Consider the following 14,035-nt stretch of genomic DNA (forward strand, 5'->3'; position numbering starts at 1 on the left):
ATGAAAATAATGAAACTGTGCGCTTTTTTACTCCTCAGCGTTGTTTTCGCCGGATGCAAATCACCGCAGCCGACGTTAAAGGACAATAGCGTGGTGGATACAGCAAATTATTTACTGGGCTCCGGTGATATCGTCAACATTAACGTTGCCGGTCAACCTGACCTGACCATGAAAGTAGTACTTGATAATAGTGGGGCTATTAATTACCCCTATATTGGCAAGCTGGAATTAAAGGGCAAAACCGCCAGTCAGGTGGACGCGGAGATTACGCAACGCCTGCGCAAAGGTTTTGTGCTTAATCCAATGGTGACGGTCAATATTGCTGAATTCCGTAAGTTTTATATCTCTGGTGAAGTTGAGAATCCGAATGGCTATTCCTATGAGCCAGGGTTGACCGTGGAAAAATCCATCGCCCTGGCGGGGGGTTATACCGATCGTGCAGACCGTACGGATCTCAAAATTCGTCAATCATCCACCGGTGAGTTGCTTGAAAATGTTGATGTTACCCACTCCGTACTCCCGGGCGATCTCGTCATAATTGGCACAGGATTCTTCTGACCATGAAACTATCAATAGTGGAAAATGGCAAAAAGCGAGAAAGCGCTATCGATATCGCAAGATTTGCCAGAGAAATTAAAAAGAACTCCTGGAAAATCCTTCTCTCCGGCATCGTTGCCGGGGCGATTGCCTGGCCACTAATGAGTTTGATGTCATCGAAGTATGTTTCCACTGCCACGGTACTGATTAAAGCTCAGCCGGACAATGTGTCACCTTTCCAGAGAGTGGAAGGTTATGACTCCACCCGTAACGGGTATTACGAAACGCAAACCGCGCTGATGCAGTCGCGCGTGGTGCTTGAGCAAGCCATTCGCACGCTCAAACTCGATCAAAACCCTGCGTTTAACGGCGAGGGCTCGGGGATGGGTTCAGCCCCTGAAAACGAACAGCAGCGGATGGATCATGCTCTGAAAACGCTGATGAAAGATCTCACCATCAGCAACGTGCGCACCACCCATTTATCCACCGTCTCCTATGAGTCTACCTCGCCACAGCTGTCGGCAGAGGTGGCTAATGGCGTCGCCGAGTCGTTTATCAACTACACCCTGGCTCTGAAGCAGCAAAAAACGGCGAAGGCGCGGGATGACAACCAGCAGAAGCTGCAGGATCTTCAGCAGCAGATGGCGCAGCAAAAGGCCGCTCTGGATGGCTATCTGGCAAAAGAAGGATTGTTGACCTTCCGCGGCGTTGATGGCTTTGAGACGGAACAGATGGGCATTATCACCAACCGTCTGGCGAATGCGACCGAGCGTCGGGTGGCTGCTGAATCTATCTATAACGAGATACGTTCCGGCGGAGGAAAAGCCATCTCGCTGCCGTCGGTTTCAAATCATGCCCAGATCCAGGATTTACGTATCGCCCTGATCCAGGCCAACAGTGAGCTTTCGCAGCTGGAGAAATCCTACGGGCCACAGTATGACAAAGTGATCCAGGCCCGGGCGCGTATCAGCGCGATCCAGGCGCAGACGGCGATGACGCTCAGGGAGCAGGAGGCCGGATTACGCCAGAACTACGAGGCGGCACTGGCAGACGAAAAAAATTATCAGAAGCAGCTGGAAGAACAAAAAGCGAACTTCCAGAAGTTGTCCATGAAGCGGGATGGTTATAACGACCTGAAGCTGGCGCTGGATAAGACGGAAGAGATGTACAAGATGGCCTATCAGCGCACGCAGGAGCTGGCGTTACCCGGTTCTTATTCCGACGCTGATGCGGAGATTTACGATCCGGCCGTGCCGGCTGCGCTGCCGGCCAAACCCAATAAACCGCTGCTGATGCTGATGATTGTGCTGCTGGTGATGCTGTTCACCACGATGTACATCATGGTGAAAACGGCGACGGACAAATCGGTGAATACCCTCAGCCAGATGCAGAAACGACTGAATCTGCTGCCGCTGGGTGAGATCCGCCGCTTTAAGGGGGTGGGCGGGCGCAGCAAAATCCGCGATCTGATCTTCAGCGATCCGCTGAATGCCGACATCATTCACAGCATGCGCACCCAGATCATGCTGAACAGCCATCCGCTGCAGGTGATTGCCGTGACGTCGGCAGAAGGCGGAGAGGGGCGCACGCTGCTGGCAAATCTGCTGGCAAACTCCTTTAGCTTTGACCAGAAAACGCTGCTTATCGATATGGATTTCTTCAACAGCGACGGTCTGTCGGGCGAGCTGGGCTCTCCGAAGGCGCCGGGTGTGGCAGAAGTGCTGCGCGGCGACAGCGCGACCGAAAACGTGCTGGTGAAGATGAGCGAAAATCTCGATTTCCTGCCGCGCGGCAATACGCCGGTCTCCGCGCTGCTGCTCCTGTCGCCTGAACGGCTGAAACCGCTGATCGATTCCCTGCGTAGCCGCTACCAGCGCATTATCGTCGATGTGGCGGCGGTGAATCAGAGCCAGGAAGTCCAGCTGGTAAGTCAGGTGACGGATGGCCTGATCTTTGTCCTGAAAGCGGGGCTGAACGCGGCCGACACCGTTGGACCGGCCATCGAGAAGGCGGCCAACGATCGCAACGTGATTATCGGCGGCGTGCTGAATCAGGTGGTGGATAAAAATCTGGAGAGCAAAGAGGGGCTGCGTTCGCTGAATTACCATACCCACGAACTGATGAATAACACGGGCCGGGCATGAGTCTGCTCAGGAGCGCCTCCACGATCGCGGGGTCATCAGTCATTTCACAACTGATTGGTGCCCTGTCGATCTGGCTCATTTCGCATAAGTACGATCTTGGCGAGGTGGGGCTTTACGCGCTCAACTACAGTATTGCCCTGATCGGGGCACAGGTCTGTACCTTTGCCTCACAGCTGCTGATCCCCAGGCAACAGGATGATGAGCTGGCGCAGAATGTGGTGTTTTGCCTTCTGCAAAGCCTGACCATCGCCGTTCCGTATGCCGTCCTGACGGGCTGGCTGTTTCATCAGAATATGCTTTTCCTCTATCTGCTTACGCTCTCGAATACCTGGGTGCTGATAGCGGAGAACCTGTCGCTGCGGACGGCAAACTTTCGCTTTCTGGTGGTTCAACGCATCTCCGTCTCGGTGGTGGTCGTGGTGTCTGTACTGCTCACCCACCAGGTGATGGCGTTTTACTGGATGTGGGCGATCCTGATGATGGCGCTGACCAGCGCCTGCATCCTGCGGGCATTTGATATTCGCACCGTCGCGCTGCATCACCTGTGGCCCTCCAGCAACCTGGCGTTCCTGCAAAAAAATATTCACCACATCACTAAGGTGGGCAGTGCCGAAGTGCTGGCGATGGCGAATAACAACCTGCCGATTATGCTGATTAACTTCTGGTTCTCGGCCTTAACGGCGGGCTACTTCTCGGTGGTCAGCCGCTTCTGCCTGGCCCCGGTGGTGATTGTCGGCAATGCGGTGCGCAACACCATCTTCTCGAAATGGTCGATTGATTTCAGAAACAACGTCTTTAACTACGAAGAGTACACAAAGGTCCGCCTGCTGCTGTTGGTGCTGGGCGTGGTCTGCACGCTGGGTGTCTTTATCTTCTATCCGATCGTGATGAATCTCGGCTTCAGCGAAGAGTGGATCGCCTCCGTGCCCACCTCGCGCTACATGCTGCCGTACCTGTTCCCGGCGCTGGCGGTCTGTCCGCTGACGGTAATAGAGCTGATATTCGGCTCGCACCGTTACTTCCTGCGGATCCAGCTCGAACAGCTGGCGATCGTGGGGATCGCGTTTGTCGTGGTGCCGTACTTCTACAATGACTACGCGACCTCCATCATCATATTTTCGATTCTGACGTTCATTCGCTACGCCTTTATCTATCTGAAGGTGAATAAGCGCGCCGACATTCTGAAAAACGGGTCAGTGGCATCATGAATCTCAATACCGGACATTACTTACAGACGTTCACCCTGCTGACCCTCATCTTCTGCGGGCTGGTGCAGTACTTTACCGGTGAGCTGACGGTGCTGTGGCTGCCCTTCTTCTTAACAATGCTGATGGCGGCTTTTCTCCTGCTGCAGACCCGTTACGAACCTGTGCGCCTTGATGCGCAGGAAGCCATCGTCCTGACGCTGTATCTCTCCTTTATCCTGCTCGCCGGGATATCCACACTGTTTCAGGGCGGGGCGCTCATCACGCTTATCGGGTTTAAGAATGAGATTGCCCTGTCGCTGGTGATGCTCTGCCTGCTGCTGGGGTTCTGCCGGGAATCGCAGATCTACCAGGTCACGCGCGGGCTGTACTGGATCTTTTATCTCCAGTTCCCGGTTGCGCTCTACCAGCTCATCTTCGTGGTGCCGCAGCGCGTGGCGCTACATGGCGAAGAGGAGAAGTGGGACTCCGTGGTGGGGACCTTCGGGGGCGACCCGATGGGCGGGGGGAACACCGCAGCGATGGGGTTGTTCTGCCTGCTGATCATGCTGCTGAAAGTCTCGGAGTATAAGCATGGGCTGATCAGCTTTAAAAACATGGCGCTGCATATCACCCTGGGGTTTGTGATGTGCATTATCGGGGAAGTGAAATTCGTGATCCTGCTGTCGCCGCTATTGCTGGGGTGGGTGTGGCTCATGCCCTCCTGGGTCAAAGAGGCCAGTAAGGTGAATCTGGCCGTGCTGCTGGCTATTCTGGTGTCGATGGTCCTGCTGATCGGCCTTGCCATCATCATTCTGGCCTACAGCTATACCGCCGCCTATGGCATCGACATGTCGGAAAACCCCTTCGCTGTGTTCTTTGACTCACTGGGCTACATTTTTGACCCCAACTTCATCCTGCCAGGCGGGGAGATAGGGCGTTTTACCACCCTGACGTTCTGGTTACAGCATAACGACCTGTCGGGGCTGCCGGGCACGCTGTTTGGCTACGGGCTGAACGCCACCAACAGCGGCAGTTTCCTCTCTCCGGGTTTCCTGAATCAGATCTACAACCTGACCCTCGACAGTACCGCCATGAGTATGCTGCTGTGGGAAGTGGGCGTGGTGGGAACCGTCATCTTTATTGGGCTGTTTGTTTATATTCTGAAAGTGGTTCAGCCCGAACCTCTGCTATCGGTTGAGCAGGTTGATGAACAGGATCTCCGGCTACTGAGCTCTGCGCCAGCCTTTAACGTTTTTTCAATCGCCTGTCTGCTCAGTCTGCCTTACAGCCAGATACTGATGATCGTGCCAATGCTGCAATTCTTATTCTATCTATCTTTAGGTTCCAGCTTGATCATTCGCCGGACCGTACGCCGTTATACGGGGCTCTATTGATGTACAAACCCTTTATTACCGTAAGTATTAAAACGTTTAACGAAGCCGAGTGTATAGAGAAAACCATCGACAGTATTCGCAGCCAGATTGCTGACTATCCGCATAAAATTATCGTTGCCGACAGTCTTTCTACGGATAACACCCAGCAGTTGGCCAGCGATAAAGGGGTGATGGTGGTGTCGTTAACCGAACCGGCAGACCGCTGCTGCGGCGTCGGGCATCAGCTGGGCTACCTTCACAGCGAAGGTGAGTTCATCCTGCTCATGGATGGCGATATGGAGCTGGAGCCGGGGTTCATCGATCGGGCGGTGGCGTTTCTGCAGAAAAATCCCGGGTACGCTGGCGTGGCCGGGACGGTGGAGATGGACGACGCGTCAAACTATGAATTCACCTCCCGCAAGCAGCGGATCAATAAAATCTACCCCCTGGGCGACTGCGATCATCTCGGCGGCGGCGGTCTGTACCGCCTGTCGGCAATTGCCGATATCGGCTACTTAACCAACCGCAGCCTGCATGCCTATGAGGAGGCGGAACTGGGTATTCGCCTGCTGACCGCAGGTTACAAACTGCATCGCCTGAATGTGCCCTATTTCCGGCACACCTCCTACACGATGCCGACCTTCAAAATGCTGCGCTATCGCTGGAAGAGCGGTTTCCATCAGGCGCCGGGAGAACTGCTGCGCAGCGCGTGGGGCAAACCCTGGTTCCGCGACGCGCTGATGCTGGTGAAAAACGAAGTCATCTTCGCCAGTTACATTCTCATCGTGCTGATTGCGTTCTTTACCTTCGACGTCAGCCTGATCGATATCGCGCTGTTGCCGCTGCTGGCCTTTATCCTGTTGAAAACCATTCGCAACCGCTCGTTAAAAAACGGCCTCAACAGCGTGATCAATCTGGCGGTGCTCTCTGCCGGGCTGGTCAAAGGTCTCTTTCATCCGCTTCGTGACCCCAGAGTGCCACCGGGCAATAAAGTTATTCATGAGCAGGGAGAGTAATGAAAGTCTTACTGGTAAATAAGTTCTTCTTTATTAAAGGAGGAGCGGAAACGGTCTACTTTCAGGAACGCAACATGCTGAAAGAGGCCGGCGTGGAGGTGATTGATTTCTCGATGCAGCATGAGAAAAACTTCCCTTCTGACTATGCGGACTACTTTGTCACCAACGTGGATTACCATAAAGAGGGGGGGCTGCTGGCGGGGGCTAAAACCGCCATCAACTTTATTCACAACCGGGAAGCCTGTAAAAAAATGCGGGCGCTGCTGGAGAAGACGCGCCCGGAGATCGTCCATTTCCACAATATCTATCACCAGCTAACGCCTGCGCTGATCAAGGTCGCCCGGGATTTCGGCTGTAAGACGGTGTTAACCGCGCACGACTATAAAATTATGTGCCCGTCCTACTCCATGCTGCGCGACGGCAAAGTGTGCGACGCCTGCGTGACCGGCACCGTGTTCAATGCGTTTCGCTATCGCTGCCAGGAAGGCTCGGCGTCAAAGAGCCTGCTGCTCTCCTTAGAGGCCACCTGGCAGTACATCGCGCAAAATTACCAGGCGCTGGACGTGATTGTCTCCCCGAGCGAGTTTCTGCGTAACGAGCTGAAACGCTCGCTGCCGGACTCCCGTATCGAGGTGATTGTGAACGGCATCGACGACGGCCAGCAGCCGCAAGAGAGCCCGGATGAGTCCTATCTGCTCTACGTCGGGCGCCTGAGCCGTGAAAAAGGGGTGCCGACCCTGACCCGGGCGCATCAGCTTATGCGCAACAAAATGCCGTTAAAAGTGGTCGGCCACGGGCCGCTGCATGACGATATGGTGAAGACCTTTCCCGAGGCGGAGTTCCTGGGCTATGTGCAGCAGGGCCCGGATCTGGATGCGCTGATTAAAAACGCCCGGGCGGTGGTGTTGCCCTCAGAATGTTATGAGAACTGCTCGATGGCGGTGCTGGAGGCGATGTCGTTTGCCCGGCCGGTGGTGGGGGCCCGTATTGGCGGGATCCCGGAGCAGATTCGACAGGGTGTGGAAGGATTGCTGTTTGAACCTGGCAACGCGCAGGATCTGGCCGATGCGCTGGACGTGATAGCGGAAAACCCACAGCAGGCCCGGGAGATGGGGCTGAAAGGCCGTGAGCGGCTTTGCCAGAAATACTCACTGCGCAAGCATATGGAAACGTTGCAGTCGCTGTACCGCGAGCTGCTCGACGGACGGTAACATGGCAAAAAAAATCACGGTGTTGGGTACCCGCGGGATCCCCGATGTGCTGGGCGGCGTCGAAACCCATTGTCAGAATCTCTACCCGGCTATTCGCCAGCAGTATGACGTGGATATTTGCGTTATTGCCCGGTCACCCTACGTACCCTACCGGCGCTCGCGCTACAAAAACGTCGAGACGCTGGCGCTGTGGGCCCCCAAAAAACGCAGTTTTGAGGCCATTGTGCACTCTGTTATTGCCGCGTTGAGGACATTTTTCGATCGATCCGATATTGTTCATGTTCACGCCATCGGCCCCGGCCTTGTGGTGCCGCTGTTACGCCTGCTGGGCAAACGCGTGGTCTTTACCCATCACGGGCCGGACTACGATCGCCAGAAGTGGGGCAAGATGGCGAAAAAAATCCTGATGCTCGGTGAGAAAGTGGCGGTGAAGTATGCCAGTGAAGTGATTGTGATTTCTGAGGTGATCAACCAGCTGATCCAGCAGAAATACTACCGCTATGATGCGCATCTGATTTATAACGGCGTGAACGTGCCAAAACCGCTGGAGAAAGAGACGGTCGATAAGATCCTCGGCCGGTATGATTTGCAGCCTGGGGGCTATATTGTGCTGGTCGGGCGATTTGTTGAAGAGAAGGGGATGCATGACGCCATCGCCGCGTATCAACAATCGGGCCTGACGTTGCCGCTGGTGCTGGTGGGGGATTCGGATCACCCCTCGGAATACAGTTTGCGTCTGAAGCAGCTCGCGTTTGAGACGCCGGGCGTGGTGATGACGGGGTTTTTAAAAGGTGAGGAGTTGCAGGTGGTCTTCTCTCAGGCTTCACTCTTTGTGATGCCGTCGTACCATGAGGGGCTACCCATTGCGCTGCTGGAGGCGATGTCCTATTCCCTGCCGGTGGTGGTAAGCGATATTCTGCCCAATCTCGAGGTCGGCCTGCCGGATGAGACCAGCTTTAAGCTGGGGAATATCGCGGATTTAGCGCAAAAGATGGCAAGCCAGGCGAATTTGCCGCGCGTGGATTACGGTGATTTTCTGAAGCGTTACAACTGGGACGAAATCGCCAGGAAAACCGTCTCTGTCTACCATAAATTAGATAAAACAATAGGTTAAAATTGACCAGTAAGCCCAGAAACCCGATAGTTATCGATCGTTTTTACGAAGTGCTTGATAAGAACGTTGCCGCTCAACTGACCCCTGAGCAAAAAGAGGAGATCGAGGATGCTATCGTTTCGATTACCCTGGCGTCGCGGCACCGGATCGATTTCCGTAAAAGTTTTCCTTTCTTTGGCAAACGCCTCTATATGGTGTTTTTACTGGGACGGGATCTCCGCGCGCGTTCCCGCCCGGAGTCAAAACTCTCACGTATCGTGGTGACCTTCCTCATTCTGTTTGCCACGCTGTTCCTGCTGTGTTGCGTGCTGCTGACGCTCTATATGATCAAATCGGCGCTGGGGATAGACGTCTTCCAGAACTTCCACGTCGGGATTTGGGACTGGTGGCTTAACCTGAAATACCAGTAAAGCGCAGGTGCCTGATGGCACCTGTTTGCGTTGCTGAACGTCAGGCGTTATACCCTCCGGGATTGTTCTTCTGCCAGTTCCAGGCGTCACGCATCATCTCATCCAGGCTGCGCGTGGCCTGCCATCCCAGCTGCTGGCGCGCCAGCGACGAATCCGACCAGCACTCTGCCACGTCGCCGGAACGCCTGCCGACGATGCGATAGTTGATTCTGGTCTGGGCGGCTTTTTCGAATGCCTTAATCAGGTCAATCACCGAATACCCGACGCCGGTTCCAAGATTGATGACCTTAAACGCCTCGCCTTCGTCTTTATGATCCAGCGCAGCCAGATGGCCACAGGCCAGATCCATGACATGAATGTAATCCCGAATGCCGGTTCCGTCTGGCGTCGGATAGTCATCGCCAAAGACGGTCAGGCACGCCAGTTTGCCAATAGCAACCTGAGAAATATAAGGCACGAGATTATTGGGAATACCGTTCGGATCTTCCCCCAGGCGCCCGGAAGGGTGCGCGCCTACCGGATTAAAATAGCGCAGACAGGCGATCCTGAATTGCGGTTGTGCGGCCGAGAAATCCCGCAAAATCTGCTCCACCATCAGCTTGGAGGTACCGTACGGGTTGGTTGTACCGCCGGTGCGGGACTTTTCGCTCAGGGGCACGGCGTCGGGATTGCCATACACTGTGGCCGACGAGCTGAAAATAAGGCTGGTCACGCCCGCCCGCTGCATTTCATCCAGAAGCACCATCGTCCCGACCACATTATTTTCATAATAGGCGAGAGGCCGGGCGATGGATTCGGAAACAGATTTAAGGCCAGCGAAGTGGATGACGTCGGTAATGGTATGCTGAGTGAACAGCGTTTTTAGGGCGTCGCGATCGAGAATATCCGCGATGTGAACCACGGGCTGTTTTCCCGTTAATTCTGCAACCCGGATTAACGACTCCTGCGAAGCATTAGAGAGATTATCAATGACAACAACGTCTTCTCCGCGCTCCAGTAATGTCAGTACCGTGTGAGAACCAATATAGCCTGCACCGCCCGTAACCAGAATTGCCATAATAAATCCCCTAAAAAGCCCGCATCTGTCCGCCCACTAAGGTGGCGGAAAATAATCGCTCTTTTGCAGTTTTTTATCCTGTTACTCTGGTTAGGTTAGTGCTAATTCCCCATATTGTCACTTTAGCTAAAAAGACGCTTCCGGTGATTAACCATAACTTTATATGCCAGCTTTTTAAGGGTGGAAAGAAGGCTGAAGGTCAGGTGTTTTGTATCATAGACAATATAGTTATCGGTGAAATTTAACGTGTGGATTCCGTCACTGTTATTAATCGACGAACTTATTTTGCCTACCAGTTTCTCTTCATATTTATGCGGCGTCAGGCTGGTTAATTCTTTGATGAAGATAGACTTACCGTAAAAGCCAGGATTGCACTCCTGGGTAAAGAGGTAGGTTTTATCGTTGATCGAGTAGGGCTTGCCGGCGCCTCTGGCATGAATATTACAGATATCCAGGGCCGGGGAGATTTGCTTCCAGTCGCCGAGAATGCCCTCTGAGGTGTGGATCACCAGCTCGTTATCCATGGTGGTGGAGACCAGGTAATTCACGCCGTTCAGCTCAAAGACCACGTTATCCGTCACGGCCAGGTCTGAGACCAGCACTTTGACCTTTTCCCAGCGCGCAGGGAAATCAACGGACTGGAACAGAATGACCTCTTTTCTCTCTGATGACTCGGGGATCATGAACAGTTTGCCGTCGAGTTCAAACAGGAACGGAAAAGAGAGATGGCATTTTAAGTCATCAAACCCTTCAAGCTTAACGTCGTCCGTTTCCTCAAGATCGTTATTAAGAATACGACAGCGCAGTACGCCCTTAGCGTTAAGGAAGGAGAAAGCTTCATAAAAAACATACAGTCGGTCACCTTTATCTATAATAAAAGGATCGGCCTGGAAGATATATTTTTTATCAAGCTGCCGTGCTTTTGCGTTACACAGAATATCCAGCGTGTTATCCGGAAAAACATGCTTGCCGTGGCTATTAATGACCATGATGTCCCAGGACTCATGGAAAAACAGCTTTTTGATTAATTTGTTATTTTTATTAAACATTTCACCCTGCTACTCATGAGTAAAGATGAATAAATCCAGAAATAAGCGGTGTCTGTTGGCCCAGAGGTATGATAGATGAATCGTGACACTCACTTTTCCTGCGCAGTAACATATCAACCTTAGTGCAGCGTTTGTAAATAGAAATAGTCATATCGGGTGAGTTCCGGGATATATCCTGTGAAATAAAATGTCATCTGTTGGCGTCGGGTTTTGGGAAGAAGGGTATTCAATGCGCTTAAACGTTCTGCCGGGCAGTATAAATCCATTGATGCTTCTTATCGCCGGGGCGCTGATGTTCTCTTCGGGTTGGGCCTGTGCGGAAAGTGCAGAAGCCTTGCAGACGGTGCATCCACCCGCTATCAGCGGCCCCCTGGCAAACCCTGGTAACGGCGTGGCCCGTTTTCACGATCAGGACTTGAACCTGGCGGATTATCCGGCGACAGGCCTCGAATATCGTCGCTATTACTGGAGCGAGGTTGAACCGCGAGAAGGGCAGTACAATTTTGCGCTGGTGGATGAGGGATTTGCGGCGGCGGCGGCACATCAACCGCCCATGAACGTCGGCCTGCGCTTTATGATCCTCGATGGGCCGGAGTCGGGCTCAGAGATCCCCCAGTGGCTGATCGACAAAGGGATTAAAGGCACCTGGACGCCGGATCATAAAACCTTTGCCCCCGATCTGGACGATCCCACCTATATCGCTTACGCCCGGCGGCTTTTGCAGGCGTTTGGCGCGCGGTACAACAATAACCCGGAGCTGGCGTTTATCGACATCGGAATGGTCGGGGCCTGGGGAGAGTGGCATAACAGCAACTTCCCGAACCTGCCGCCTTTGCAGGAGCGCTATCCCCCCGCGCTGCTCAACCGTTACGTTGATATGCATTTCAGCGCCTTCCCCGACACGCCTAAGATCATGCTGCTTAACGGCTATGATTCCGTCGCATATGCAGTGAAAAAAGGGGCGGGCTGGCGTGCGGACTGCTGGGGGGACTGGCGCAACTTCAGCCCCACCTGGAGCCATATGGCCAATGATTACCCGGAGCGGCTCACGACGGCGCAGGCGGCCTGGCCGGGGTTCAACAACGCCTGGAAAAAGGCACCCATCAGCCTTGAGATCTGCGGCCATATGGCGGAATGGCTGACCGAGCAAAAGTACACGCGGGAAGAGGTGCAGGCGACCTTTGACTGGGCGCTGGCGCAGCATGCCAGCACCCTGAATATTAAATCCACCGAGATACCGAAGGTCTATCGCGATATCGTCGACAAGGCGCTGACAAAAATAGGCTATCGCTTCCGGGTGGTGTCGCTGACCCATCCGGTGAGCGCGCGTGCGGGGCAGGCCGTGTCGCTCACCAGCCAATGGTCGAATGACGGCGTGGCACCAATTTATCTGCGTTATACCCTTGCCTGGCGACTGCAGGACACGCGCGGGAATACGGTCGCGCAGGGCAACGCCGGGGACGATATCCGCCAGTGGCTACCGGGCGGGCACAGCTCGGCTTATCAGCTGGCAACCCCGGGTAACCTGGCGTCAGGGCGCTATTATCTTGATTTGGCGCTGGTGGATAACACCGGTAAGGCGCGCATACAGCTCGCTAACGAGGGGAAGTTGAGTGATGGGTGGTACCGGTTGTCGTCGGTGGTGATTGAGTGAGGGGGAGTGGATTCTCCAAAAGCAAAAACCCGCCTTTTGGGCGGGTTCTTTAAATAGTGGTGCCGGACTCGGAATCATATCTACGACTAACATGCTGTTTGTCATTATTTTTGTTGGTATTTCTTGTAAATAGCGCCCCCACGAAGACCCCGTAAAAAAGTGCTTTAGTTTTGTGATGGTTGTCACGAAAAATCGGTGTTTAATGGTAGGGGGGCTTCGTTATGTGTGGATTCCATATATACCGGTGTGAAAACATACTCACCTCACTCGTAGGGGGTTAATTCGTTACCCCTGCATTGAGCTTTAAGTTGATATGTCGGATTAGATGCTTTTGAGATAATGCTCGGTGTAATGATTTATTACCATATAAATCATAATGATATTTTAATGGTTTTTTAGATGTCGCCATGAAGCAGTTGAGATAACCAAACATCATGGCTCACTTTAATTACATTGAAAACTGTCTACTGATCCCCCTGCTTTGATTCCCCTTAGGTCGATATGCTGACAGAGCTGGAGTCACCCATGCACTTGTGGCTGGAAACCAGTGTCCACCCTATTCTGTTTGCGCAGTTAAGGCCATTTTTCACACACCAGTATAATTTATGCCAGCATTTATCCAATTGCGATGCTGGCATAACTGAGATAAGGAGATAAGCCGAATGAAAATCAGTTTTTTCCAGTAGTATTACTTCTGTGTAAATTATAGTAGTTAACAAATAGGCGAGCGTTGATGATTTCCCACCAACCGTAAGCGGTCACTGACAGCAATAGGAAAGAAAGCACGGCACCAATACCTGAACCGATAGCCTTACACAACATGAAAAACGTTAACTCAGAATGACTAAGAGCTTTATATATCAAGCTTATAGCGTTTGTTCCCCACATAGTGCAAAGTAAAAATGTAGTAACAAAAAATATATCAATAACCAGTAACGAAAATTTTGCCCCCCATCCAGTCTGAGATGTTATCTCAGCCATCCCATCATCCCTAAATAGCACAACTGACTGGATGCGATTAATGCTTTTGTACATCCAGATGGTGGCTAATGGATAGCGGGTATTCATCATTAAAAGAATTTCATGATATTTGGAATAACGGTGTCGTGTTGCAAGAGCAAAATAATATTCGACAAGCCGGGGATCGTGGTTTGGCTGAGAAAATATAAATAGAAATTTCTCTAGCGCTTCGTTTTCTGATTTTTTGTTAAAAAAGTTAGATGAAATTAATGACAACAATGTATTAATAAGCTCACCCATATAACCTCCATGTATATATTAAA

Annotated in this window: 12 protein-coding genes; 9 read left to right on the forward strand and 3 right to left on the reverse strand. The window is 52.7% G+C overall.

The window, feature by feature from the left end; translation table 11 throughout:
• Genes NB069_RS01550 through NB069_RS01585 form a run of 8 tightly spaced genes read left to right on the forward strand, consistent with a single transcriptional unit; the run spans position 1 to position 8,992 of the window.
• Positions 1-558: a polysaccharide biosynthesis/export family protein gene (locus NB069_RS01550; protein WP_250587181.1), complete on the forward strand. Its 558-nt coding sequence runs from the start codon at positions 1-3 to the stop codon at positions 556-558.
• A 2-nt stretch (positions 559-560) separates the two neighbouring features.
• Entirely contained in the window at positions 561-2,681 is a 2,121-nt protein-coding gene (locus NB069_RS01555) for a GumC family protein (protein ID WP_250587183.1), read from the forward strand.
• Positions 2,678-3,889, forward strand: a complete 1,212-nt coding sequence (locus tag NB069_RS01560; RefSeq protein ID WP_250587185.1) for a lipopolysaccharide biosynthesis protein — start codon at positions 2,678-2,680, stop codon at positions 3,887-3,889. Before NB069_RS01555 ends, NB069_RS01560 begins: the two co-directional genes overlap by 4 nt.
• Positions 3,886-5,262: a capsular biosynthesis protein gene (locus NB069_RS01565; RefSeq protein WP_250587187.1), complete on the forward strand. Its 1,377-nt coding sequence runs from the start codon at positions 3,886-3,888 to the stop codon at positions 5,260-5,262. Before NB069_RS01560 ends, NB069_RS01565 begins: the two co-directional genes overlap by 4 nt.
• Complete coding sequence (locus NB069_RS01570; RefSeq protein ID WP_250587189.1) at positions 5,259-6,257, forward strand: glycosyltransferase; 999 nt, start codon at positions 5,259-5,261, stop codon at positions 6,255-6,257. The genes NB069_RS01565 and NB069_RS01570 overlap by 4 nt, the downstream gene beginning before the upstream one ends.
• A complete protein-coding gene (locus NB069_RS01575) occupies positions 6,257-7,468 on the forward strand; it encodes a glycosyltransferase family 4 protein (RefSeq protein ID WP_250587191.1) in 1,212 nt (403 codons plus the stop codon). Before NB069_RS01570 ends, NB069_RS01575 begins: the two co-directional genes overlap by 1 nt.
• Before the next feature lies 1 nt (position 7,469).
• Positions 7,470-8,582, forward strand: a complete 1,113-nt coding sequence (locus NB069_RS01580) for a glycosyltransferase family 4 protein (RefSeq protein ID WP_250587193.1) — start codon at positions 7,470-7,472, stop codon at positions 8,580-8,582.
• Positions 8,583-8,584: 2 nt separating this feature from the next.
• Positions 8,585-8,992 (forward strand): hypothetical protein, encoded by a 408-nt coding sequence (locus tag NB069_RS01585; protein ID WP_250587195.1) that lies wholly within the window; start codon positions 8,585-8,587, stop codon positions 8,990-8,992.
• 40 nt (positions 8,993-9,032) lie between these two features.
• On the opposite strand, the gene galE is transcribed toward NB069_RS01585, so the two are convergent.
• Both galE and NB069_RS01595 read right to left on the reverse strand, forming a co-directional pair.
• Entirely contained in the window at positions 9,033-10,049 is a 1,017-nt protein-coding gene (galE, locus tag NB069_RS01590; RefSeq protein WP_250587197.1) for a UDP-glucose 4-epimerase GalE, read from the reverse strand.
• Between the two features lie 122 nt (positions 10,050-10,171).
• Positions 10,172-11,098 carry a glucosamine inositolphosphorylceramide transferase family protein gene (locus NB069_RS01595; protein ID WP_250587199.1) on the reverse strand — a complete coding sequence of 309 codons (927 nt, stop codon included), beginning with the start codon at positions 11,096-11,098 and terminating at the stop codon, positions 10,172-10,174.
• A 229-nt stretch (positions 11,099-11,327) separates the two neighbouring features.
• On the opposite strand from NB069_RS01595, the gene NB069_RS01600 reads away from it, so the two are divergent.
• Positions 11,328-12,752, forward strand: coding sequence for a DUF4832 domain-containing protein (locus tag NB069_RS01600; protein WP_434543599.1), 1,425 nt, complete (start codon positions 11,328-11,330; stop codon positions 12,750-12,752).
• 669 nt (positions 12,753-13,421) lie between these two features.
• On the opposite strand, the gene NB069_RS01610 is transcribed toward NB069_RS01600, so the two are convergent.
• Positions 13,422-14,012, reverse strand: a complete 591-nt coding sequence (locus NB069_RS01610) for a hypothetical protein (protein WP_250587201.1) — start codon at positions 14,010-14,012, stop codon at positions 13,422-13,424.
• Positions 14,013-14,035: the final 23 nt, after the last annotated feature.

Origin of the sequence: Leclercia adecarboxylata (assembly GCF_023639785.1) — a bacterium.
GTDB classification, from domain to species: Bacteria; Pseudomonadota; Gammaproteobacteria; order Enterobacterales; family Enterobacteriaceae; genus Enterobacter; species Enterobacter adecarboxylatus_D.